Origin of the sequence: Streptomyces sp. NPDC056987, assembly GCF_042673865.1 — a bacterium.
GTDB lineage: Bacteria > Actinomycetota > Actinomycetes > Streptomycetales > Streptomycetaceae > Streptomyces.
The window spans coordinates 16544-37496 of the sequence record NZ_JBHURV010000017.1 but is presented as its reverse complement, the minus strand read 5'-3'; the positions used below and the strand labels follow the sequence as shown (position 1 = coordinate 37496).

Here is a 20953-nt window from a genome sequence, read left to right as displayed (position 1 = left end):
CATGTGTGGCATCGCAGGCACGTACCGGTGGCCGGACGGGAAGGCCGTGACCGACCGGCTCACCGATGTCCTCGCCCACCGCGGTCCGGACGGGGCGGGCCGCTACAGCCACCCCGCCGGTGACGGCGAGGTGCACCTCGGGCACCGCCGGCTGGCCGTCATCGACCTGTCCGGGACCGGCGCCCAGCCGATGGTCTCGGGCGGCCTCGTCCTGACGTACAACGGCGAGCTGTACAACGCGCCCGAGCTGCGGGCCGAACTGGCGGCCGCCGGGGTGCGCTTCCGCGGCACCTCCGACACCGAGGTGCTGCTGGAGGCCTGGCGGCGCTGGGGCACGGACTGCCTGCCCCGGCTGCGCGGCATGTTCGCGTTCGGGATCTTCGACGAGCGGACCGGTGAGCTGGTGCTCGCCCGCGACCAGCTCGGCATCAAGCCGCTGTTCCTGCTCCGGCGCGGCGAGGGGCTGGTGTTCGCCTCCGAACTCAAGGCGCTCGCCGCCGTGAGCGGCGGGTCCCTCCAGGTGGACCACGCGGCGCTGGTGGCCTCGCTGCTGTACTACTGGGTGCCGGACTCGCGGTGCGCGTTCCGCGAGGCGGAGAAGCTGCCGCCGGGGAGCTGGCTGCGGTGCCGGCCCGACGGCCGGGTGGAGCGCGGCCGGTTCTGGCACCTGCGGGAGGTCGCCGCCGAGGCCCGGGAGCGGGCCCGGGACGGCGAGCTGCCGGATGTCGCCGCCGCCGTCGAGGAGTCGACCCGGCGTCATCTGCTCTCCGACGTACCGGTGGCGACGTTCCTCTCCGGCGGGCTGGACTCCAGCTATCTGACCGCGCTGGCGGCCCGGGACCACCCCGGGATCTCCGCGTACACCATCGGGTTCCGCGCCGAGGACGCCCGGTTCGAGGCGATGCCGGACGACCTGCGGTACGCCCGTCAGGTGGCCGAGCGGTTCGGCGTCGATCTGCACGAGATCGAGATCGCGCCGAACGTGCTCGACCTGCTGCCGCGGATGACGTACCACCTGGACGAGCCGGTCGGCGACCCGGCCGCGATCAACACGTTCCTGATCTGCTCGGCCGCCCGGGAGGCCGGGGTCAAGGTGATGCTCTCGGGGATGGGCGCCGACGAGCTGTTCGCCGGGTACCGCAAGCACCTGGCCAACCTGCTCGCGCTGCGCTACCAGCGCGTCCCGCGGCCCCTGCGGCGCGGCCTGTCCGCGGCCGTGGACCGGCTGCCGGTCGCCACGGCCCGCCGGGGGTACCGGTCGGTGCGCTTCGCGAAGCGGTTCCTCTCCTTCGCCGGTCTGCCGGAGGAGACCGCGTTCCGGCGCAGCTACACCCTGTACGACCGGGAGGAGCTGCTCGCCCTGGTCGATCCGGACCTGGCCGGCACGGTCGACGACGTACTGACCGAACACGCGGACATCTACGAGGACAACGACCTCGACGACTTCGTCAACCGCATGTGCCTGGGCGACGCCCGGATGTTCCTGCCGGGCCTGAACCTCGCGTACACGGACCGGTCGAGCATGGCCGCCTCGACCGAGGTACGGGTGCCGTACGTGGATGTCGAGGTGGTGAAGGCGGCGTTCGCGGTGCCCGGTGATCGCAAGATCGTCGGACGGCAGGGCAAGGCGGTCCTCAAGGAGGCGGCCGGCTCCGTCCTGCCCCGGGAGATCGTGTACCGGCCCAAGGGCCTGTTCAGCGCCCCGCTGCGGGCCTGGATGAGCCGGGATCTGGCACCGCTGATGCGCGAGGTCGTGCACGACGGGGAGCTGGTCCGCTCCGGGCTCCTGCGGCGTGACGCGCTGGCGCGGATGGTCGCCGAGGACGCCGCCGGGCACCGGGACTTCTCGAAACACCTGTGGCATGTGCTGACCCTGGAGTACTGGTATCGCGGCGCGACCTCCGGGGCCGGCCAGGACCCTCCCCCGACGGCGTAGCGACCGCCCTTGACGGCCGGCGGCCTCCCTTGACGACTGGTGACCTCCTTTGACGACTGGCGTTTCCCTTGACCACTGGCGATTTCCCTTGACCACTGGCGATTTCCCTTGCGTAGCGATCTCCCTTGACGGCGTAGAGACAAGAGGACTTCGGTGAAACAGGTTGTGCAGAACTACAAGAGCGGCGAGCTGGCGCTGCTGGACGTGCCGGTGCCGGGGTGCAAGCCGGGCGGTGTGCTGGTGCGCAGCGCCTACTCGCTGATATCCACCGGGACCGAGCTGATGAAGGTGTCCGAGGCCGGCATGTCGATGCTGGGCAAGGCCCGCTCCCGGCCGGACCAGGTGGCCAAGGTCGTGCAGAGCGTGGCCACCAACGGGGTGCCCGCCACCTACCGCAAGGTGATGGGCAAGCTGGACTCGTACACGCCGCTGGGCTATTCGCTGTGCGGGGTGGTCGAGCAGGTCGGCGCCGGGATCGACGACGTGAAGGCCGGCGACCTGGTGGCCTGCGCGGGCAACGAGCACGCGCTGCACGCCGAGCTGAACTGGGTGCCGAAGAACCTCTACGCCCGGGTGCCGGACGGCCTCGCGCCGCGGCACGCGGCCTTCGGCACGGTGGGGTCGATCGCGTTGCAGGGCGTCCGCCGGGGCGAACCGCAGCTCGGCGAGGTGGCGCTGGTCATCGGTCTCGGCCTGATCGGGCAGCTGGTGGTGCAGTTGCTGGCCGCCTCGGGGGTCCGCGTCGTCGGGGCCGACCCGGACCCGGTGCGCTGCGAGCTGGCCGAGCGGCTGGGAGCGGCGGCCTGCGGCGATCCCGCCTCGGCGGCCGTGGCGAACGCCGTCGCCGAACTCACCGGCGGTCACGGCGTGGACCAGGTGTATCTGGCCGCGGGCGGCGGCAGCAACCAGCCCGTCGAGCTGGCCGCCCGGCTGTGCCGGGACCGCGGCCGGGTCGTCGACATCGGCAAGTGCCGCCTGGACCTGCCGTGGAACGCTTACTACGAGAAGGAGCTGGACGTCCGGTTCTCCCGCAGTTACGGTCCCGGGCGCTACGACCCGGAATACGAGCTGGAGGGGCGGGACTACCCGATCGGCTATGTGCGCTGGACCGAGCGCCGCAACCTGGCGTGCTTCCTCGATCTCCTCGCCCGTGGCAGCGTCGACGTGGAACCCCTGGTCTCCCACATCGCCGACTTCGACGACGCCGTCGAGACGTACGGGCGCCTGAAGGACGGCGAACTGAAGGCCGTGGCGGTGCTGTTCCGGTACCCCGAGCAGAACGAGGAAACGGAGGAGGCGGAGGAGGCGGAGGCCCCCGCCGTGACCGTGCCCGCGGTGCGTCGCGGTGGCGGTGGGTCCGCCCCGGCCCGGTCCGCGAAGGCGCCGGTGCGGCTGGCGTTCGTCGGCGCGGGGAACTACGCGACGTCGATGCTGCTGCCGCACCTGGCCCGGCGCGACGGCGTCGAGCTGGCCACGGTCGTCACCACGACGGCGCTCTCCGGGGCCAACGCGCAACGGAAGTTCGGCTTCGCCGGGGCCACCACCGATCTTGACGCCGTGCTCGGCGACCCGTCCGTCGACGCGGTGTTCGTGGTCACCCGGCACAGCTCGCACGCCGAACTGACCCGGCAGGCACTCCTGGCCGGCAAGGCGGTGTTCGTGGAGAAGCCCCTGGCCCTCACCGAGGACGAGCTGGCGGGCGTGGTCGCGGCGGTGGAGGAGTCCGGCAACGACCAGCTGCAGGTGGGCTTCAACCGCCGGTTCGCGCCGCTGCTGCGGGAGGCCCGGCAGCGGTTCGGCGCCCGGACCGGCCCGGCGAGCCTCCGCTACCTGGTCAACGCGGGCCGGCTGGAGCACGGCAGCTGGTACCTGCGGGGTGCCACCGAGGGCTCGCGGTTCGCCGGCGAGGGCGGGCACTTCATCGACACGGCGAGCTGGCTGCTGGCGGCCGACCCGGTCTCGGTGTACGCGCTCACCACACCCGGCGACGAGGACCTCCAGGTCGTGCTGGGGTACCCGGGCGGGTCCACCGCCACCATCAGCTACGTCACCACCGGCCCGGCCGGCTTCCCCAAGGAGACGCTGGACCTCGTGGCGGACGGCCGGGCGCTGCGGCTCGACGACTTCGTCCGGGCCACCGTCCACGACGGCCGCGGCAGGCCGTGGGTCAGCTCCCGGCTGCCGAAGGCCCGGGACAAGGGCCAGTCCGCCGAACTGGCCGCGTTCGTCAAGGCCGTACGGACCGGCGGGCCGATGCCGGTGCCGCTGGAGTCGCTGGTCGCCACCACGGCGGCCACCCTCGCCGTACGGGCCGCTCTGGCCGGCGGCGCGCCGGTGACCCTGGCGAGGGCGCTGTGACGGTGAGTGCGGGGAGTCCGGGCTGGTATCTGCGGCGGCTGTCCCGGATGGGGCCGCGGGAGGTCGCCGGCCGGGCGGGCGACGCGGCGCGCAGGCGGCGGTGGCGGTCGGCGCTCCCGGAGTGCCCGGAGGTGACCGGCGCCCGGTTCACCGCGGTCCTGCCCGCGGGGACGATCGCCGCGGTGGCGCCGGACGCCGCGAAACGGCTCGTCGCCGACGCGGACCGGCTGATGGCCGGGCACGGCGGGTACTTCGGGGTGGACCGCGACGACCTGGCCGACCCGGACTGGTCGTACGACCCGAGGACCGGGCGCCGGGCTCCGTGGGACCACGCCTTCGACGTGCCGTACCGGGACGAGGACGCGGTCGGGGACATCAAGCAGATCTGGGAGCTGTCCCGGCACCAGTACCTCACCGTGCTCGCCGCCGCCTACGCGCTCACCGGCGACGAGCGGTACGCCGAGCGGGTGGCCGCGCATCTGCGGTCGTGGTGGGCGGCCAACGCGCCGCTGCGCGGCGTCCATTGGACCAGCGGCATCGAGCTGGGGATCCGGCTGCTGTCCTGGGTGTGGATCCGCCGGCTGCTCGACGGCTGGCCGGGCGCGACCGGGCTGTTCGAGGGCAACCCGGTGGCGCTCCGGCAGATCTGGCACCACCAGCGCTGGCTGGCCGCCTTCCCCAGCCGGGGTTCCTCGGCCAACAACCACGTCATCGCCGAGGCCGCCGGGCAGACCGCCGCGGCCTGCGCGTTCGGGTGGTTCCCCGCCTCGGCGCGCTGGCGGGCCGACGCGCTGCGGTCGCTGGAGCGGCAGTTACGGAGCAACACCTTCGGCTCCGGCCTCAACCGGGAGCTGGCCACCGAGTACCACGGGCTGGTGCTGGAGCTGGGCCTGGCCGCGGTGGCCGAGGCGGACGGCGCCGGTGTGCCGGTCCCCGCGTCGGTCCGGGAGGTGCTGCTGCGGATGACCGACGCGCTCGCCGCCGTCGTGGACGGCCACCTGCGGCCGCCGCGCCAGGGGGACGCGGACGACGGGCACGGTCTGGTCCTGGACGGCGCGGACACCGACCGCTGGGCCTCGCTGCTGGCCACCGGGGACGCCGTGTTCGGCCGGCTCGCCTGGTGGCCGGCGGTGACCGGCACCGATGTGCGGACCCCGCTGCTGGCCGCGCTCATCCGGCCGTACGCGGGGAACGGGACCGCGTCGCCGGCGATCTCCCGCCCGGCCCGCCGGCCGGCCCATTTCGCGGACGCGGGGATGACCATCCTGCGGGGGCCTGCGGAGATCTGGTGCCGCTGCGACGGTGGTCCGCACGGATTCCTGTCCATCGCCGCGCACGCCCACGCGGACGCGCTGTCCGTGGAGGTCCGGCACGACGGGGTCGATGTGCTCGCCGACCCGGGGACGTACTGCTACCACGGGCAGCCCGCGTGGCGGCGGTACTTCCGGTCGACCCTCGGCCACAACACCCTGCGGCTGGACGGCGCCGACCAGTCCGTCTCCGGCGGCCCGTTCCTGTGGACCCGACAGGCCCGCAGCCGCGTCCTGGTCGCGGACCCGTCCGGCGCGTCCGGCGAATCCGGCGAATCCGGCGGGGGGACGGCCCGCTGGTGCGCCGAGCACGACGGCTACGGGCGCTCCGTGCACCGCCGCCGGGTGGAGCTGACCGCCGCGAGCCGGGAGCTGCGGGTGGTCGACGAGGTGCGCGGCCCGCGCCGGGCCGCGCAGTTGGCGTTCCACCTCGGCCCGGCGATCACCGCGGAACTGGCGGGCAACCGGGCCGCGCTCACCTGGACCCGGGACGGCGAGGACCGCTCCGCGACGCTCGACCTGCCCGGGGAGCTGTCATGGCGGGCGCACCGCGGCGAGAGCGAGCCGCCGCTGGGGTGGTACTCCGCCGGCTTCGGGCGCAAGGAACCCGCCACCACGCTGATCGGCACCGGCTTCACCGGCGGCGCGCGGGAGTTCACCACCGTACTCAAGTTCCACGACTAGGTCCTGACCAGGTCCTTCCGTGGAGATCAGGCCGGATCGACGACAGGCTCCGAGGAGTCCGAGGAGGACGACGCGTGCGTAGGCAGTGGCGGCAGTGGCGGCACTGGGCGTTACCGGCGGCACCGCTGGCGCTGGCCCTGCTGGCGGCGACCGGCTGCGAGAGCGCGCCGGACGCGCGACCGGAGCCGACCACCCGCGCGCCGTCCACGTCCGTGGCCCGGGTGTGCGCCGAGCCGGCGGCCGGGCCGGCGAAGGCGCCGGCGGGCGCGGTGACGGTCGATCCCGCGGTCACCGGTGACCTGGCCGCGAAGACCAGGAACAGCCCCCCGCACACCACGTTCTGGCTCCGGCCCGGCACGCACCGGCTCGCACCGGACCGCTACGCCCAGGTCATCCCCAAGGAGGGGAACAGCTATGTCGGCGCGCCGGGCGCGGTGCTCGACGGCCGGAAGACCAACCAGTACGCGTTCGGCGGCACCGCCCGCGACGTCACGATCCGCCATCTGACCGTGCAGCGGTTCGTCGCACCGCACAACGAGGGCGTGGTCAACCATGACTCGGCCGACGGGTGGCTGATCGAGCACGCGACGATCCGGAACAACTCCGGCGCCGGGCTGATGGCCGGCGCCCGCCAGCGGGTCCGCGCCAGCTGTCTGCGCGGCAACGGCCAGTACGGCATGAACGCGTACCAGGCCTCCGGGCGCCTCACCGGCCTGGTCGTCGAGGGCAACGAGATCACCGGCAACAACCGGGACGACTGGGAGCGGCGGCGGCCGGGGTGCGGCTGCACCGGCGGCGTCAAGTTCTGGGCCGTCGACGGCGCCGACGTACGCGGCAACTGGGTGCACGACAACCGCGGGGCCGGGCTGTGGGCGGACACCAACAACAACGACTTCCGCATCGAGGACAACGTGCTGGAGGCCAACGACGGTGCCGCGCTGATCTACGAGACCAGCTACAACGCGGTCATCCGGAAGAACACGATCCGGCGGAACAACTGGGTCGAGGGCCGCCGGTACGCCGACCGCGGCGACACCTTCCCGTTCGCGACGGTCTACCTGTCCGAGTCCGGCGGCGAACCACGGATCCGGGCCCGCACCGACAAGATCGAGATCTACCGGAACGTGCTGGAGGACAACTGGTCGGGGATCACCCTGTGGGAGAACGCCGACCGGTTCTGCAACAGCCCGGCCAACACCTCGTCCGGCGCCTGCACCCTGCTGGTGAAGGACACCCGCCGCTGCGCGCGGCCGGCGATCGCCACCGCGCCGCTCTACGACGACTGCCGGTGGAAGACCCAGCGGGTGGAGATCCACGGCAACCGTTTCCTGCTGGACCGGTCCGTCGTCGACTGCGCGGCGAAGTGCGGCCGCATGGCGCTGCTGGCCAACTACGGCACCTACCCGGACTGGTCGCCGTACCAGGGCGAGCGGGTGGCCGAGGCGATCACCCGCGCGCAGCACAACCGCTGGTACGACAACGTCTACGTCGGGCCGTGGGAGTTCGTCGCCCACGACCCGAGCCGGGTCCTCGACTCCGGGCAGTGGCGGGGCGCGCCGTACGAGCAGGACGCGGGGAGCACCTTCCGCGCGCGGGACGGTGGCTGAGATGGGCGCGGACCACAGGGACCACACGGACCACACGTCGAAGATCGTCGGGACGGTCTGGGGGCTGCTGATCCTCAACACCCTCGGCTCCGCCGGGGCGAGGACCATCGTCCCGCTGCCCCGCTCCCTCATCCAGATGGTCACCATGGGCGCGCTGGTCGCCGCGTTCGCGCTGGCGCTCGCGGTCAATCTCCGGCTGCGCGTGCGGGCCAGTGCCTTCGTCTTCCTGCTCACCCTGCTGCTGGTGCCGAGCGTGATCTCCAGCGCGGACCTGGAGTCCGGGTTCGGCGCGCTGTTCCGCTGCGCCCGGCTGGCCCTCTTCGTCGGCACGCTGTGGCTGCTCAGCCGCTGGTGGGACGGCGGCCCGGCCTTCGTCCGGCACCACATCCGGATGTACTTCGCGGTCCTCTGCTCGGTGGCGGCCGGCGCGGTGATCTCACCGGGAGCCGCCCTGCCCGAGCTCTACGGCGGGCGGCTGGTCGGCGCGTTCTGGCCGCTCACCCCGCCGCAGATCGGACAGTACGCCGCAGTGATCATCGGGCTCACCGTGCTGCTCGTGCTGGGCCGCGGGACCGACCGGGTCAGCGCGGTGGCGGTCATCGTGCCGTCCCTCGTCCTGCTCGCGCTGACCCATACCCGTACGGCCACGCTCGGCCTGCTCGCCGGGCTGGTGCTGGCGATCGGTTCGCTCGTCCTGACCAGCGCCGCGGCCCGCCGGTTCTTCGCCTGGGCGGTGGTGTGCGCCGGCGTGGCCGCGGTGGGGTTCGGCTCCGTGGTGCAGGCGTGGTTCCTGCGCGGGCAGAGCCAGGAGAACTTCACCAGCCTCACCGGCCGGGCCAAGGTCTGGGACGCCCTGCTGGCGGCGCCGCGGACGACCTCGGAGTTCCTGTTCGGCGCGGGGCTGGGCGACAAGTCGTTCGGCGGGCTGCCGATCGACAACAGCTGGCTGGCCGTCTACCACGAGCAGGGCGTGACCGGTGTCGCCGTGGTGGCGGCGGTCTTCGTCGCGCTGGGCGGTGTCGCGCTGCTGCGGCCGCCGTCGGTGCCGAGGGCCTGCGCCCTCTTCCTGATCTGCTACTGCGCGATCGCCTCGTACACCGAGGCCGGGCTGGGCGACGCCTCGCCGTATCTGCTGCATCTGGCCGTGGCCGCCTCCCTGCTGGCGGCGCCCGCCGCGGCCCCCGCCCTCGCGATGCCCGAACCGGTGGGCGGACCGATGCCCGAGCCGGCGCCCGAAGCCTCTCGGCGGGGCGTCGTCCCGCGCGAGGCCTTGAGACCGGAGGTGACCTGACCATGCGTGTCCTCGTGGTGCACAACCGCTACGCCTCGGCGCAGCCGAGCGGGGAGAACACGGTCGTCGACCAGGAGGTGGCGCTGCTGCGCGAGGCCGGCCACCGGGTCGGGGTGTTCGAGCGGCGCAGCGACGACATCGCCGCCCGCTCCCTGCCGGCCAAGGCCGCGCTGCCGCTGCTGGTGCCGTGGAACCCGGCGGTCCGCGCGGAGCTGGCCGCCCGGCTCCGCGCCGAGCGGCCGGACGTGGTGCACGTCCACAACGTCTTCCCGCTGCTGTCGCCGGCGGTGCTGGCCGCCTGCGCCGACGCCGGTGTGCCCGCCGTCGCCACGCTGCACAACTACACGCAGGTCTGCCCGCCCGGCACGCTGCGGCGGGACGGCCGGCCGTGCGCCGAGTGCGTCGGGGCGTCGCCGCTGCCCGCCGTCCGGCACGGCTGCTACCGGAACTCGCGGCTGGCGACGGTGCCGCTCGCGGTCAGCCTGTCGGTCAACCGGCGGCGGTGGTGGACCGGTGTGGAGCGGTTCTTCTGCATCTCCGCGGCGCAGCGCGAGGTCCTGGTGCGGGCCGGTATGCCCGCCGAACGGCTGGCGGTGAAGCACAACTTCGTGCCCGACACCGGCGCCCGCCGGGCGGGCTCCGGCGAGCATCTGCTCTATCTCGGCCGGCTCGCGGAGGCCAAGGGCGTGCGGCTGCTGATGGCCGCGTGGGACGACATCGCCGCCGGGGGCGGGGTGGGCGTACCGCTCGTGATCGCCGGCGCGGGGCCGCTGGAGCGGGAGGTGACCGCCTGGGCGGCGGGCCGGGACGATGTGCGGTACGCGGGCCTGTACGACCCGGCGGAGTGCCGGCGGGCCCTCGCGCGGGCGGTCGCCGTGGTGGCTCCGTCGACCTGGCTGGAGGCGTTCGGCCTGGTGGTGGTGGAGGCGATGGCGGCGGGGGTCCCGGCCGTCGCCGCCGGGCACGGCGCCTTCACCGAACTCGTCGAGGACGGGGTGACCGGGCTGCTCCACCGGCCCGGCGAGCCCGCCTCGCTCGCGTCCTGCCTGCGCCGGATCACGGCCGGGCCGGAGCGCAACCGGGAGATGGGCCGGGCGGCCCGGCGCCGTTACGAGCGGGACTTCAGCCCGGCCGTCGGGCTGGAGCGCCTGGTGGAGGGGTACCGCACCGCGATCGCGGTGCGCTCCGGCGGCGGGGACGGCCCGCCGCCGGCAGGGGACGGAAGCACTGGCCCGCGGCGGGGAGACCCGCGCGGGCGGGATGGGGGCAGGAGATGACACGATGCCGACTCTGCGGCTCGACGGCGCTGTCCAGCGTCGTCGACCTGGGGGCGACCCCGCCGTGCGAGAGCTTTCTCGCGGCGGACGAACTGGACCGGCCGGAGCCGGCGTACCCGCTGCACCTGCGGGTCTGCACCGACTGCTGGCTCGCGCAGATCCCTCCGCTGATCACACCGGAGGAGACGTTCACGCAGTACGCGTACTTCTCCTCCTACTCGACCTCCTGGGTGGAGCACGCGCGGGCGTTCGTCTCCGGCGCCGAACAGCGGCTGGGCCTCGGCACGGACTCCTTCGTGGTCGAGGTCGCGAGCAACGACGGGTATCTGCTGCGGCATGTGACGGACCGCGGGATCCGCTGCCTCGGCATCGAGCCCTCGGTGAACGTCGGCGCCGCGGCGCGGGAGGCGGGGGTGCCCACGCTCACGGCGTTCCTGGACCCGGGGACCGGCGCCGGTGTCCGCGCCGAGCACGGCCCGGCGGACCTGGTCGTGGCCAACAACGTGTATGCGCACATCCCCGACGTGGTCGGGTTCACCCGGGGGCTGCGGGCCCTGGTCGCCGACGACGGCTGGGTCTCCATCGAGGTGCAGCACCTGCTGACCCTGATCGAGGAGAACCAGTACGACACGATCTACCACGAGCACTTCCAGTACTACACGGTGGCGTCCGCGATCCAGGCGCTGGCGAGCGGCGGGCTCACGCTCGTCGACGTCGAGTTGCTGCCCACGCACGGCGGCTCCGTCCGGCTGTGGGCCCGCCCCGCCGAGGCGGCCGGCGAGCCGACCCGGCGGGTGGCCGACGTACTGGACCGGGAGAAGGCCGCCGGGCTGCAAGAGCTGTCCGGGTACACCGAGTTCTCCGCCCGGGTGGCCAAGGTGCGCCGGGACCTGCTGCGGTTCCTCATCGAGGCGGCCGAGCGCGGCGAGACGGTCGTCGGCTACGGCGCCCCGGGCAAGGGCAACACCCTGCTCAACCACTGCGGCATCCGGCCCGACCTGCTCCCGTACACGGTCGACCGCAACCCGTACAAGCACGGCAGGTTCACCCCGGGCACCCGCGTCCCGATCCTGCCGCCCGAACAGATCGGCGTCGACCAACCGGACTACGTCCTCGTCCTGCCCTGGAACCTGCGGGCGGAGCTGGTCGAGCAGCTCTCCTTCGTGCACGCCTGGGGCGGCCGGCTGGTCTTTCCCATACCGGAACTGAGCATTGTCGAGGTCAAGCCATGAAGGTCGTACTGTTCTGCGGCGGCTACGGGCTGCGTATGCGCAGCGGAGCCTCCGACGACGTGCCCAAGCCGATGGCGATGGTCGGCCCGCGTCCGCTGATCTGGCACGTCATGCGCTACTACGCGTACTTCGGGCACACCGAGTTCATCCTGTGCCTCGGGTACGGGGCCCACCACATCAAGAACTTCTTCCTCACCTACGAGGAGACGACGTCCAACGACTTCGTGCTGCGGGGCGGGCGGACCGAGCTGCTCTCCACCGACATCTCCTCCTGGACGATCACGTTCGCGCAGACCGGCATCGAGTCGCCGATCGGGGAGCGGCTGCGCCGGGTACGGCACCACCTGGACGGCGACGAGATGTTCCTCGCCAACTACGCCGACGTGCTGACCGACGCGCCGCTGCCGCAGATGATCGACCGGTTCGCCCGGCGCGACGCGGGCGCGTCGATGATGGTGGTGCCGCCGCAGTCCTCGTTCCACTGCGTGGACCTGGGCGACGACGGCCTGGTGGGGGGCATCACGGCGGTGAGCGAGCTGCCGCTGTGGGAGAACGGCGGCTACTTCGTGCTCCGCCAGGAGATTTTCGACCACATCCCGGAGAACGGGGACCTGGTCGCCGACGGATGCGCCCAACTGGCCAAGCGGGGACGGCTGGTGGCGCACCAGCACCGCGGCTTCTGGAAGCCGACCGACACCGTCAAGGAGCGGGCCGCGCTCGACGACGCCTACGCCCGGGGCGACCGCCCGTGGGCCGTGTGGGAACGGGACGGCGCGGAGGCAGGCGCGAGCGGCGGCGGATACGGCTCCGGGGCGAGAGCGTGATCCGGCTCGGGGCGGGGCCCCTGACCCGGGTCGTCGCGGTGGGCGCGCACTGCGACGACATCGCCATCGGCGCGGGCGGCACCCTGCTGACGCTGTGTCAGGCGCGGCCGGGGATCCGCGTCGACGTGCTGGTGCTCTCCGGCGGTGGCGGCGAACGGGAGCGGGAGGAGCAGGACGCGCTCACCGCCTTCTGCCCTGGTGCCGACCTGCGGCTGACCGTACTCAAGCTGCCGGACGGCCGGCTGCCGGCGCACTGGGGCGAGGCCAAGGCCGCGGTCGAGGAGCTGCGCGCGCGGACCGAGCCGGATCTCGTGCTGGCCCCGCGCACCGACGACGCGCACCAGGACCACCGCGTCCTGGCGAAGCTGATGTCCACCGCCTTCCGCGACCACCTCGTGCTCGGCTACGAGATCGTCAAGTGGGACGGCGACCTCGGCCGGCCGGCGGCGTACCAGCCGCTGTCGCCGGAGACCGCCGAACGGAAGGCGCGGCTGCTCCAGGAGCACTACCCCTCGCAACGGCACCGGCCCTGGTACGACCGGGAGGCCTTCCTCGGGCTGGCCCGGATCCGCGGCATCGAAAGCCACGCGCGCTACGCCGAGGCGTTCGCCGTCACCAAACTCACTCTCGACCTGGGGGAATGAACTGTGCGCGTACTGCTGACCGGGCACCAGGGCTATCTGGGCACCGTGATGGCGCCCGTCCTCACGGCCGCCGGGCACGAGGTCGTCGGGCTGGACGCCGGCCTGTTCGCCGACTGCGTCCTGGGCCCGCAGCCCGAGGACCCGCCGGGGCCGCGGGTGGACCTGCGCGACATCACGGCGGCGCACGTGGCCGGGGTGGACGCCGTGATCCACCTGGCCGCCCTGTCCAACGACCCGCTGGGCGCGCTGGCGCCGGAACTCACCCACGACATCAACCACCACGCGTCCGTACGGCTGGCCCGGCTGGCCCGCGACGCCGGGGTACGGCGCTTCCTGTACGCGTCGACGTGCTCGGTCTACGGCGCCGCCGGGGAGAGCGGCCTGGTGACCGAGGACGCCCCGCTGCGCCCGGTGACGCCGTACGCGGAGTCCAAGGTGCGGGTGGAGGACGACCTGCACGCGCTCGCCGACGGCGACTTCAGCCCGGTGTTCCTGCGCAACGCCACCGCCTTCGGCTACTCGCCCCGGCTGCGCGCCGACATCGTGCTGAACAACCTGGTGGGCCACGCGCTGCTCTCCGGCGAGGTGCTGGTGCTCTCCGACGGCACCCCCTGGCGCCCGCTGGTGCACGCCGCGGACATCGCGCAGGCGTTCACGGCCGCGCTGACCGCGCCGCGGGATGCGGTGCACGACCGGGCGTTCAACATCGGCAGCGAGATCAACAACGTCACGGTCGCCGAGATCGCCGGGAAGGTCGCCGAGGCGATACCGGGCTCGCGGGTGGTGATCACCGGGGAGACCGGTGCCGATCCGCGGTCGTACCGGGTGGACTTCTCCCGGTTCCGTGCCGCGGTGCCCGGCTTCGCCTGCGCGTGGACGGTGGAGCAGGGCGCGCTCGAACTCGCCGACGCCTACCGGAAACACGGGCTGACCCGGGAGGACTTCGAGCAGCGCTTCACCCGGCTCGCCGTGCTGCGCGCGGCGTCCGACGCGGGCGCCGTCGACGACACCCTGCGGTGGCGCCGGTGACCGCGGCGGGCGAGGAGATGTACGCCCTGGTGGAGCGGTTGTACCCGCTGTGCCGGAGCATCACCGGCGACGGTGTGCGCGCCACCCTGGACATCGTCGGCGAGTACGTCCCGCTGGAGGTGCGCGAGGTGCCGACCGGGACCCGGGTGCTCGACTGGACGGTGCCGCAGGAGTGGAACATCCGGGACGCGTACATCGCCGACGGCGCGGGCAACCGGGTCGTCGACTTCGCCGCGTCCAGTCTGCACGTACTCGGCTACAGCGTGCCGGTGTCGGCGACCATGCCACTGGCCGAGCTGCGCGGACACCTGCACACGCTGCCGGACCACCCGTCCTGGGTGCCCTACCGCACCAGCTACTACCGGCCGGAGTGGGGGTTCTGCCTGGCCCAGGAGACCCTGGACGCGCTGCCGGACGGCGAGTACGAGGTGTGCGTCGACTCCACCCTCGCCGACGGCCACCTCACCTACGCCGAGCACGTGGTCCCCGGGCAGGTCGCCGACGAGGTGCTCGTCTCCAGCCATGTCTGCCACCCGTCGCTCGCCAACGACAACCTGGCCGGCATCGCGGTGGCGACGTTCCTGGCCCGGGCGCTGGCGGAGGCGACGCCGTACTACACCTACCGGTTCCTGTTCGCGCCCGGCACCATCGGGGCGATCACCTGGCTGGCCCGCAACGCGGAGCGGGTGGCACAGGTCAAGCACGGTCTGGTGCTGGCCTGCGCCGGCGACCCGGGGCAACTGAACTACAAGCGGAGCAGGCGCGGCGACGCGGAGATCGACCGGGTGCTGCGGCATGTGCTGCGCGCCTCCGAACGCCCGCACCACATCGCCGAGTTCACCCCGTACGGCTACGACGAGCGGCAGTTCTGCTCCCCCGGCTTCGACCTCGGCGTGGGCTCCCTCAGCCGGACCCCGTACGCCGGCTACCCCGAGTACCACACCTCGGCGGACAACCTGGACCTCGTCTCCCCGGGGGCGATGGCGGACACCCTCGCCGTGTGCCGCGAGGCGTTCGCCGTCCTGGACCGCAACCGGCGGTACGTCAACCTCAGTCCCTACGGCGAGCCGCAGCTGGGCCGGCGCGGGCTGTACGACTCGCTCGGCGGCCGCAGCGACGCGCAGCAGGCGCAGATGGCCATGCTCTGGGTGCTCAGCCTCTCCGACGGCGAGCACACGCTGCTGGACGTCGCCGAGCGGGCCGGGCTGCCGTTCGACACCGTCGCCGCCGCGGCCGACGCCCTGGGCGCGGCCGGACTGGTCAAGGCATGACGCCGATGACCACCGAGGAGAAGAAGACCACCGAGGGGAAGAGGACAACGGCACCGGACGGACCCGCCCGGCGGACCGCCGCCCGGGCCGTCGCCGCCCGGCTCTCCTGGGGACTGGCCGACCAGGCGGCCTCCAGCCTGACCAACTTCGTCGTGGGCATCTACGTGGCGCGCTCGCTCGGGCTCGCCGCGTTCGGCGTGTTCAGCCTGGCGTGGGTGACCTACGGCGTGGTGCTCAGCGTCTCCCGCGGGCTGGCCACCGACCCGCTCGTGGTGCGCTTCAGCGGGGTGCCGGAGGCCTCCTGGCGCGGGGCGGTGGCCCGGTCGTCGGGTACCGCGCTCGGCGTCGGTGCCGTGATCGGCGGCGTGTGTCTGGTGATCGGGCCGGTGGTCGGCGGCGCCGTGGGGGCCGCCTTCGCCTGCCTCGGCGTGATGCTGCCGGGGCTGCTGCTCCAGGACGCCTGGCGGTACGCGTTCTTCGCCGCCGGAACCGGGCGGAAGGCGTTCGTCAACGACCTGGTGTGGGGCGTCGCGCTCGTCCCGGCCATGGTGGTGGCGGCGCGCGTGGGCAGCGTGGCCGCCTTCGTGCTCGCCTGGGGCGGCTCCGCCGCGGTGGCCGCCGGGTACGGCTGCTTCCAGTCCGGGATCCGGCCCCGCCCGGCCGGAGCGCGGGCGTGGGTGCGCGACCACCGCGACCTCGGCTACCGGTACCTGGTCGAGAACACCTGCGTCAGCGGGGCGAGCCAGCTGCGCGCGTACGGGCTCGGCGCGATCGTCGGGGTCGGCGCGGTCGGGGTGGTCCGGGGCGCCGAGCTGCTGCTCGGCCCGTTCCTCGCCCTGCTGATGGGGCTGTCGCTGGTCACCGTCGCGGAGGCGGCCCGGGTGGTACGGCGGGCCCCGCACCGGCTGGGCACGTTCTGCCTCCTGCTGGGCGGCGCGCAGGCCGCCGCCGCGCTGCTCTGGGGCGCGGCACTGCTGCTGGTGCCGGACCGGGCGGGCGCGTTCGTGCTCGGCGGCGTCTGGCCCGCCGCCTCGGAACTCATCGTGCCGGCCACGCTCGGCGTCGCGGGCGCCGGCCTCGGCACCGGCGCGGCGGCCGGGCTGCGCGCGCTCGGCGCGGCCCGGCGCAGCCTGCGCTGCCAGCTGTTCGCCTCCGCCTGCTACGTCGGCGGCGGGCTCGGCGGGGCGGCCGTCGCGGGCACGCTCGGCTCGGCCTGGGGCGTCGCCGCGGCGACCCTCTGCGGCTCGGCCGTGTGGTGGCTGCAGCTGCGGTCCGCCCTGCGCGAGCGCCACCACCACCCCATCCGCGAAGTGAGGACGCCATGACCGCCCTTCCCCGGCTGAGCATCGGCCTGCCCGTGTACAACGGCGAGGAGTACCTCGCCGAGTCGCTCGACGCCCTGCTCGGCCAGACCTACGAGGACTTCGAGCTGGTCATTTCGGACAACGCCTCGACCGACGGGACCCAGGACATCTGCCGCCGGTACGCCGCGCGGGACTCGCGCATCCGGTACCTCAGGCTGCCCCGGAACATCGGCGCCGCGCCGAACCACAACCATGTGTTCACCGAGTGCCGCGGCGAGCTGTTCAAGTGGGCCTCGCACGACGATCTGTACGCCCGCGACCTGCTGCGGCGCTGTGTCGAGGCGCTGGACGAGCGGCCGGAGGTGATCCTCGCGCACAGCGGCCAGGCGGTCATCGACGGCGAGGGCCGGGTGAAGGTCCCGTACGAGTACGGGCTCGCCACCGACTCGCCGCACGCCCCGGAGCGCTTCCGCAGCCTGCTGTTCGAGCCGGGTGGCGACGACTTCTACGGGGTGATGCGGGCCGACATGCTGCGCCGGGTGAAGCCGCACGACAGCTATCACCACGCGGACCGCACGTTCGTCGCCGAGATCACCCTGCGCGGCCCCTTCCACCAGGTGCCGGAGCTGCTGTACTTCCGCCGCGACCACCCCACCCGCGCCGAGCGGGCCAACCCGGGCAAGCGCTCCCGGTGCGTCAACCTGGACCCGCGCCGGGCGGGCCCGCTGCACCCGACGCCCCGGCTGCTCGCCGAGTACGTGTGGGGCTTCGTCGCGGCGGTCCGGCGGGCGCCGCTCTCCCCGGCCGACCGGCGCGCCTGCTACCGCCATCTGGCCGCGTGGCTGGCCGGCCGGGTCCGGCCGGGCGCCGGCGAACGGGTCGAGGACCGCGCCCCGGTCGACCCGGCCCGGCTCACCGTCTCCGTCGACGCCCTGGTCGCCGGCCGCGAGGGGAGGCGGACATGACGCCCGCGCCCGGAACCCCGGTGCGCGTCGGGGTGTTCGGCCTGCTCGGCTCCGGCAACCTCGGCAACGACGGGTCGCTGGAGGCCGTGCTCGGGTACCTCCGCGCCGCGCACCCGGAGGCGGTGGTGGACGCGCTGTGCGGCGGACCCGAGACCGTCACGGCCCGGTACGGGATCCCCGCGACGCGGCTGCACTGGTACCGCGGGGAGTACCGGACCGCGTCGCGCGCGGGCGCGGTCGCGGCGAAGGGGCTGGGCAAACTCGTCGACGCCGTCCGCACCGCCGCCTGGGTGCGCCGGCACGACGTGGTGATCGTGCCGGGCATGGGCGTCCTGGAGGCGACGCTGCCGCTGCGGCCGTGGGGCTTCCCGTACGCGCTGTTCCTGCTCTGCGCGACCGGCCGGCTGTGCGCCACCCGGGTGGCGCTGGTCGGCGTCGGCGCCGCCCCGATCGGCAGCCGGCCGACCCGGACCCTGGTGCGCTGGTCGGCGCGGCTGGCCGCCTACCGCTCGTACCGGGACACGCTCTCCCGCGACGCGATGCGGGCGATGGGCGTGGACACCGCGCGCGACGAGGTCCACCCGGACCTCGCGTTCGCCCTGCCGACACCGCCCGCGGGCGCGCCCCCGGGTCCGCCGGGCCCGCCGGGACGGGTCTGTGTCGGCGTCATGGCCTTCCACGGCGGCGACGACGACCGCGACCGCGCCGGGGAGATCCACCGGCGCTACCTCGACGGGACGACCCGCTTCGTCCGCGCGCTGGCCGAGGACGGCAGGCCGGTCCGGCTGCTCACCGGCGACGAGGCCGACGCGCCGGTGGCCGCCGCGATCGTCGACGCGGTGGACTCGCCGCTGGTCACGGCCGCCGAGACGGCCTCGCTGGCCGACCTGATGCGGGAGACGGCCGCCGCCGACACCGTGGTGGCGACGCGCTACCACAACCTGGTCTGCGCGCTGAAGGTCGGCACGCCGACGCTGGCGCTCAGCTATGCGGCGAAGAGCGACGCGCTCATGGCGCGGATGGGGCTGGACGCGTACTGCCATCCGGCCCGCGAGGTCGACGCCGACCGGCTGCTCGAACAGTTCCGGGCGCTGGAGCGGGCATCGGCGGAGGTACGGCGGACCCTCTCCGAGCGGAACCTGGTCGCCACCCGGAGCCTGGAGCGCCAGTTCACCGCCCTGACAGCGGCCCTGTTCCCGGCGGCCGACCACGCCCACGCCGTACAGGAGGCCTCATGAACGCGCCCGGAATGAAAGCGACCGACGTCCCGGCGATCGCCGGCGCGTACCTGTTCGAGCCGACGCCGTACGCCGACGAGCGCGGCTCCTTCTGCCGCACCTTCGACGCCGACGTGGTCCGCTCGGTGGGCCTCGACCCGGACGCCTTCGTCCAGGACAGCCTGTCCCGCTCGGTCCGGGGCGTACTGCGCGGCCTGCACCTGCGCTCCGGCGCCGGGGAGGCCAAGCTGGTGCGGTGCTCGTACGGGCGGATCTTCGACGTCGTCGTGGACCTGCGGGCGGACTCGCCGACCTACCGGAACCGGGCCTTCTTCGAGCTGTCCGACGAGACGCAGACGACCCTGTACATCCCGGCGGGGTGCGCGCACGGCTTCCAGGCGCTGACCGGGCCCGCCGATGTCTCGTACCGGATCGACCGCCCGCACGATCCCGCCGAGGACGTGACGATCGCCTTCGACGACCCGGAGTTGGCCATCGACTGGCCGCTGCCGGTCACCTCGATGTCCCGGCGGGACCGGGAGGCGCCGGGCCTCGCCGAGTACCTGCGCCGGAAGGAGAGTTGAGGCCGCCATGGACACCGAACACACCGAGCACCCCGAACACACCACAGCCGCGGCGGACACCGAAGAGCTCCCCCTCCCCCGGTCGCGGCGGGCGAACGAGCGGCTGCACGCCCTGATCCCCGGCGGCGCGCACACCTACGCCAAGGGCGACGACCAGTACCCCGCCGACCTGGCCCCGGTCATCAGCCACGGCCGCGGCGCCCATGTGTGGGACATCGACGGCAACCGCTACATCGAGTACGGCTCCGGCCTCCGGTCGGTCAGCCTCGGCCACGCCCACCCCCGGGTGACCGAGGCGGTGCGACGGGAACTCGACCGCGGCAGCAACTTCGTCCGGCCGTCCATCGTGGAGGTAGAGGCCGCGGAACGCTTCCTCGCCACGGTGCCGACCGCCGAGATGGTGAAGTTCGCGAAGAACGGCTCCGACGCCACCACCGCCGCGGTCCGCCTCGCCCGCGCCGCCACCGGGCGCCCGCGGGTGGCCGTCTGCGCCGACCATCCGTTCTTCTCCGTCGACGACTGGTTCATCGGCACCACGCCGATGTCCGCCGGCGTGCCGACCGCGACCAACGAGCTGACCGTGTCCTTCCCCTACGGGGACCTGGCCGCCGCGGAGGAACTGCTCACCCGGTACCGGGACGAGATCGCCTGCCTGATCCTCGAACCCGTCGGCCACACCGGGCCGTCCCCCGGCTCTCCCCTCCGTCCGGGCGCGGGAGACCCCACGCCCGGCTACCTCGCCGACCTGCGCGAGCTGGCCCACCGGCACGGCTGCGTCCTGGTCTTCGACGAGATGATCACCGGCTTCCGCTGGTCCGAGGCGGGCGCCCAGGGTCTGTACGGCGTCGTCCCCGACCTCTCCACCTTCGGCAAGGCGCTGGGCAACGGGTTCGCCGTCTCGGCGCTGGCCGGGCGCCGCGATCTGATGGAGCGGGGCGGGCTGCGCCACTCCGCCGACCGGGTGTTCCTGCTCTCCACCACGCACGGGGCGGAAACCCACTCCCTGGCGGCCGCGATGGCCGTACAGACGACATACGCCGAAGAGGGCGTCACCGCACGGCTGCACGCGCTCGGCGAGCGGCTGGCCGCCGGTGTCCGCGAGGCCGCGGCGGGCCTGGGCGTCGGCGACCATGTCATCGTCCGGGGCCGGGCCAGCAACCTGGTCTTCGCCACCCTCGACGAGAACCGGCGGCCGTCGCAGGAGTACCGCACCCTGTTCCTGCGGCGGCTCCTCGCGGGCGGGGTGCTGGCCCCGTCGTTCGTGGTGAGCAGCGCGCTCACCGACGCCGACATCGAGCACACCGTCGAGGTGGTGGCGCAGGCGTGCGCGGTGTACCGGAAGGCGCTGGACGCCGGTGACCCCACCCCCTGGCTGGCCGGACGGCCGGTGAAGCCCGTGTTCCGCCGCCGGGCGTGACAT

The 20953-nt window shown here is 73.8% G+C and carries 16 protein-coding genes; all 16 read left to right on the top strand.

Going from position 1 to position 20953, the window contains the following annotated elements; translation table 11 throughout:
* Position 1: 1 nt before the first annotated feature.
* Positions 2-1936: an asparagine synthase (glutamine-hydrolyzing) gene (asnB, locus tag ACFTZC_RS20610; RefSeq protein WP_382891695.1), complete on the top strand. Its 1935-nt coding sequence runs from the start codon at positions 2-4 to the stop codon at positions 1934-1936.
* 153 nt (positions 1937-2089) lie between these two features.
* Complete coding sequence (locus ACFTZC_RS20605) at positions 2090-4294, top strand: bi-domain-containing oxidoreductase (RefSeq protein ID WP_382891693.1); 2205 nt, start codon at positions 2090-2092, stop codon at positions 4292-4294.
* 47 nt (positions 4295-4341) lie between these two features.
* On the top strand, positions 4342-6288 hold the full coding sequence (locus ACFTZC_RS20600) for an alginate lyase family protein (protein WP_382891861.1): 1947 nt from the start codon (positions 4342-4344) through the stop codon (positions 6286-6288).
* Positions 6289-6362: 74 nt separating this feature from the next.
* Complete coding sequence (locus ACFTZC_RS20595; protein WP_382891691.1) at positions 6363-7895, top strand: right-handed parallel beta-helix repeat-containing protein; 1533 nt, start codon at positions 6363-6365, stop codon at positions 7893-7895.
* Position 7896: 1 nt separating this feature from the next.
* Positions 7897-9186 carry an O-antigen ligase domain-containing protein gene (locus tag ACFTZC_RS20590; RefSeq protein ID WP_382891689.1) on the top strand — a complete coding sequence of 430 codons (1290 nt, stop codon included), beginning with the start codon at positions 7897-7899 and terminating at the stop codon, positions 9184-9186.
* Between the two features lie 2 nt (positions 9187-9188).
* Positions 9189-10463, top strand: coding sequence for a glycosyltransferase (locus ACFTZC_RS20585; RefSeq protein WP_382891687.1), 1275 nt, complete (start codon positions 9189-9191; stop codon positions 10461-10463).
* A complete protein-coding gene (locus ACFTZC_RS20580; RefSeq protein WP_382891685.1) occupies positions 10460-11695 on the top strand; it encodes a class I SAM-dependent methyltransferase in 1236 nt (411 codons plus the stop codon). The genes ACFTZC_RS20585 and ACFTZC_RS20580 overlap by 4 nt, the downstream gene beginning before the upstream one ends.
* Positions 11692-12519: a glucose-1-phosphate cytidylyltransferase gene (locus tag ACFTZC_RS20575; protein ID WP_382891683.1), complete on the top strand. Its 828-nt coding sequence runs from the start codon at positions 11692-11694 to the stop codon at positions 12517-12519. The genes ACFTZC_RS20580 and ACFTZC_RS20575 overlap by 4 nt, the downstream gene beginning before the upstream one ends.
* A complete protein-coding gene (locus ACFTZC_RS20570; RefSeq protein WP_382891681.1) occupies positions 12516-13163 on the top strand; it encodes a PIG-L deacetylase family protein in 648 nt (215 codons plus the stop codon). Before ACFTZC_RS20575 ends, ACFTZC_RS20570 begins: the two co-directional genes overlap by 4 nt.
* Before the next feature lie 3 nt (positions 13164-13166).
* Complete coding sequence (locus ACFTZC_RS20565; protein ID WP_382891679.1) at positions 13167-14192, top strand: NAD-dependent epimerase/dehydratase family protein; 1026 nt, start codon at positions 13167-13169, stop codon at positions 14190-14192.
* Positions 14180-15463: a DUF4910 domain-containing protein gene (locus ACFTZC_RS20560; RefSeq protein WP_382891677.1), complete on the top strand. Its 1284-nt coding sequence runs from the start codon at positions 14180-14182 to the stop codon at positions 15461-15463. The genes ACFTZC_RS20565 and ACFTZC_RS20560 overlap by 13 nt, the downstream gene beginning before the upstream one ends.
* Positions 15460-16788, top strand: a complete 1329-nt coding sequence (locus ACFTZC_RS20555) for a hypothetical protein (protein WP_382891675.1) — start codon at positions 15460-15462, stop codon at positions 16786-16788. The genes ACFTZC_RS20560 and ACFTZC_RS20555 overlap by 4 nt, the downstream gene beginning before the upstream one ends.
* Positions 16785-17732 carry a glycosyltransferase family 2 protein gene (locus ACFTZC_RS20550; RefSeq protein WP_382891672.1) on the top strand — a complete coding sequence of 316 codons (948 nt, stop codon included), beginning with the start codon at positions 16785-16787 and terminating at the stop codon, positions 17730-17732. The genes ACFTZC_RS20555 and ACFTZC_RS20550 overlap by 4 nt, the downstream gene beginning before the upstream one ends.
* Positions 17729-18970 (top strand): polysaccharide pyruvyl transferase family protein, encoded by a 1242-nt coding sequence (locus ACFTZC_RS20545; RefSeq protein ID WP_382891670.1) that lies wholly within the window; start codon positions 17729-17731, stop codon positions 18968-18970. Before ACFTZC_RS20550 ends, ACFTZC_RS20545 begins: the two co-directional genes overlap by 4 nt.
* A gap of 11 nt (positions 18971-18981) precedes the next feature.
* A complete protein-coding gene (gene rfbC, locus ACFTZC_RS20540) occupies positions 18982-19533 on the top strand; it encodes a dTDP-4-dehydrorhamnose 3,5-epimerase (RefSeq protein WP_365809632.1) in 552 nt (183 codons plus the stop codon).
* A 7-nt stretch (positions 19534-19540) separates the two neighbouring features.
* Positions 19541-20950 carry a glutamate-1-semialdehyde 2,1-aminomutase gene (locus ACFTZC_RS20535; RefSeq protein ID WP_382891668.1) on the top strand — a complete coding sequence of 470 codons (1410 nt, stop codon included), beginning with the start codon at positions 19541-19543 and terminating at the stop codon, positions 20948-20950.
* The last annotated feature ends 3 nt before the right edge of the window (positions 20951-20953 follow it).

Bases quoted from the DNA above. Each gene is read 5' to 3' on its own strand.
- asnB (WP_382891695.1), top strand. From the start codon at position 2: ATGTGTGGCATCGCAGGCACGTACCGGTGGCCGGACGGGAAGGCCGTG.
- ACFTZC_RS20600 (WP_382891861.1), top strand. From the start codon at position 4,342: ATGGGGCCGCGGGAGGTCGCCGGCCGGGCGGGCGACGCGGCGCGCAGG.
- ACFTZC_RS20590 (WP_382891689.1), top strand. From the start codon at position 7,897: ATGGGCGCGGACCACAGGGACCACACGGACCACACGTCGAAGATCGTC.
- ACFTZC_RS20585 (WP_382891687.1), top strand. From the start codon at position 9,189: ATGCGTGTCCTCGTGGTGCACAACCGCTACGCCTCGGCGCAGCCGAGC.
- ACFTZC_RS20580 (WP_382891685.1), top strand. From the start codon at position 10,460: ATGACACGATGCCGACTCTGCGGCTCGACGGCGCTGTCCAGCGTCGTC.
- ACFTZC_RS20575 (WP_382891683.1), top strand. From the start codon at position 11,692: ATGAAGGTCGTACTGTTCTGCGGCGGCTACGGGCTGCGTATGCGCAGC.
- ACFTZC_RS20555 (WP_382891675.1), top strand. From the start codon at position 15,460: ATGACGCCGATGACCACCGAGGAGAAGAAGACCACCGAGGGGAAGAGG.
- ACFTZC_RS20550 (WP_382891672.1), top strand. From the start codon at position 16,785: ATGACCGCCCTTCCCCGGCTGAGCATCGGCCTGCCCGTGTACAACGGC.
- ACFTZC_RS20545 (WP_382891670.1), top strand. From the start codon at position 17,729: ATGACGCCCGCGCCCGGAACCCCGGTGCGCGTCGGGGTGTTCGGCCTG.
- rfbC (WP_365809632.1), top strand. From the start codon at position 18,982: ATGAAAGCGACCGACGTCCCGGCGATCGCCGGCGCGTACCTGTTCGAG.
- ACFTZC_RS20535 (WP_382891668.1), top strand. From the start codon at position 19,541: ATGGACACCGAACACACCGAGCACCCCGAACACACCACAGCCGCGGCG.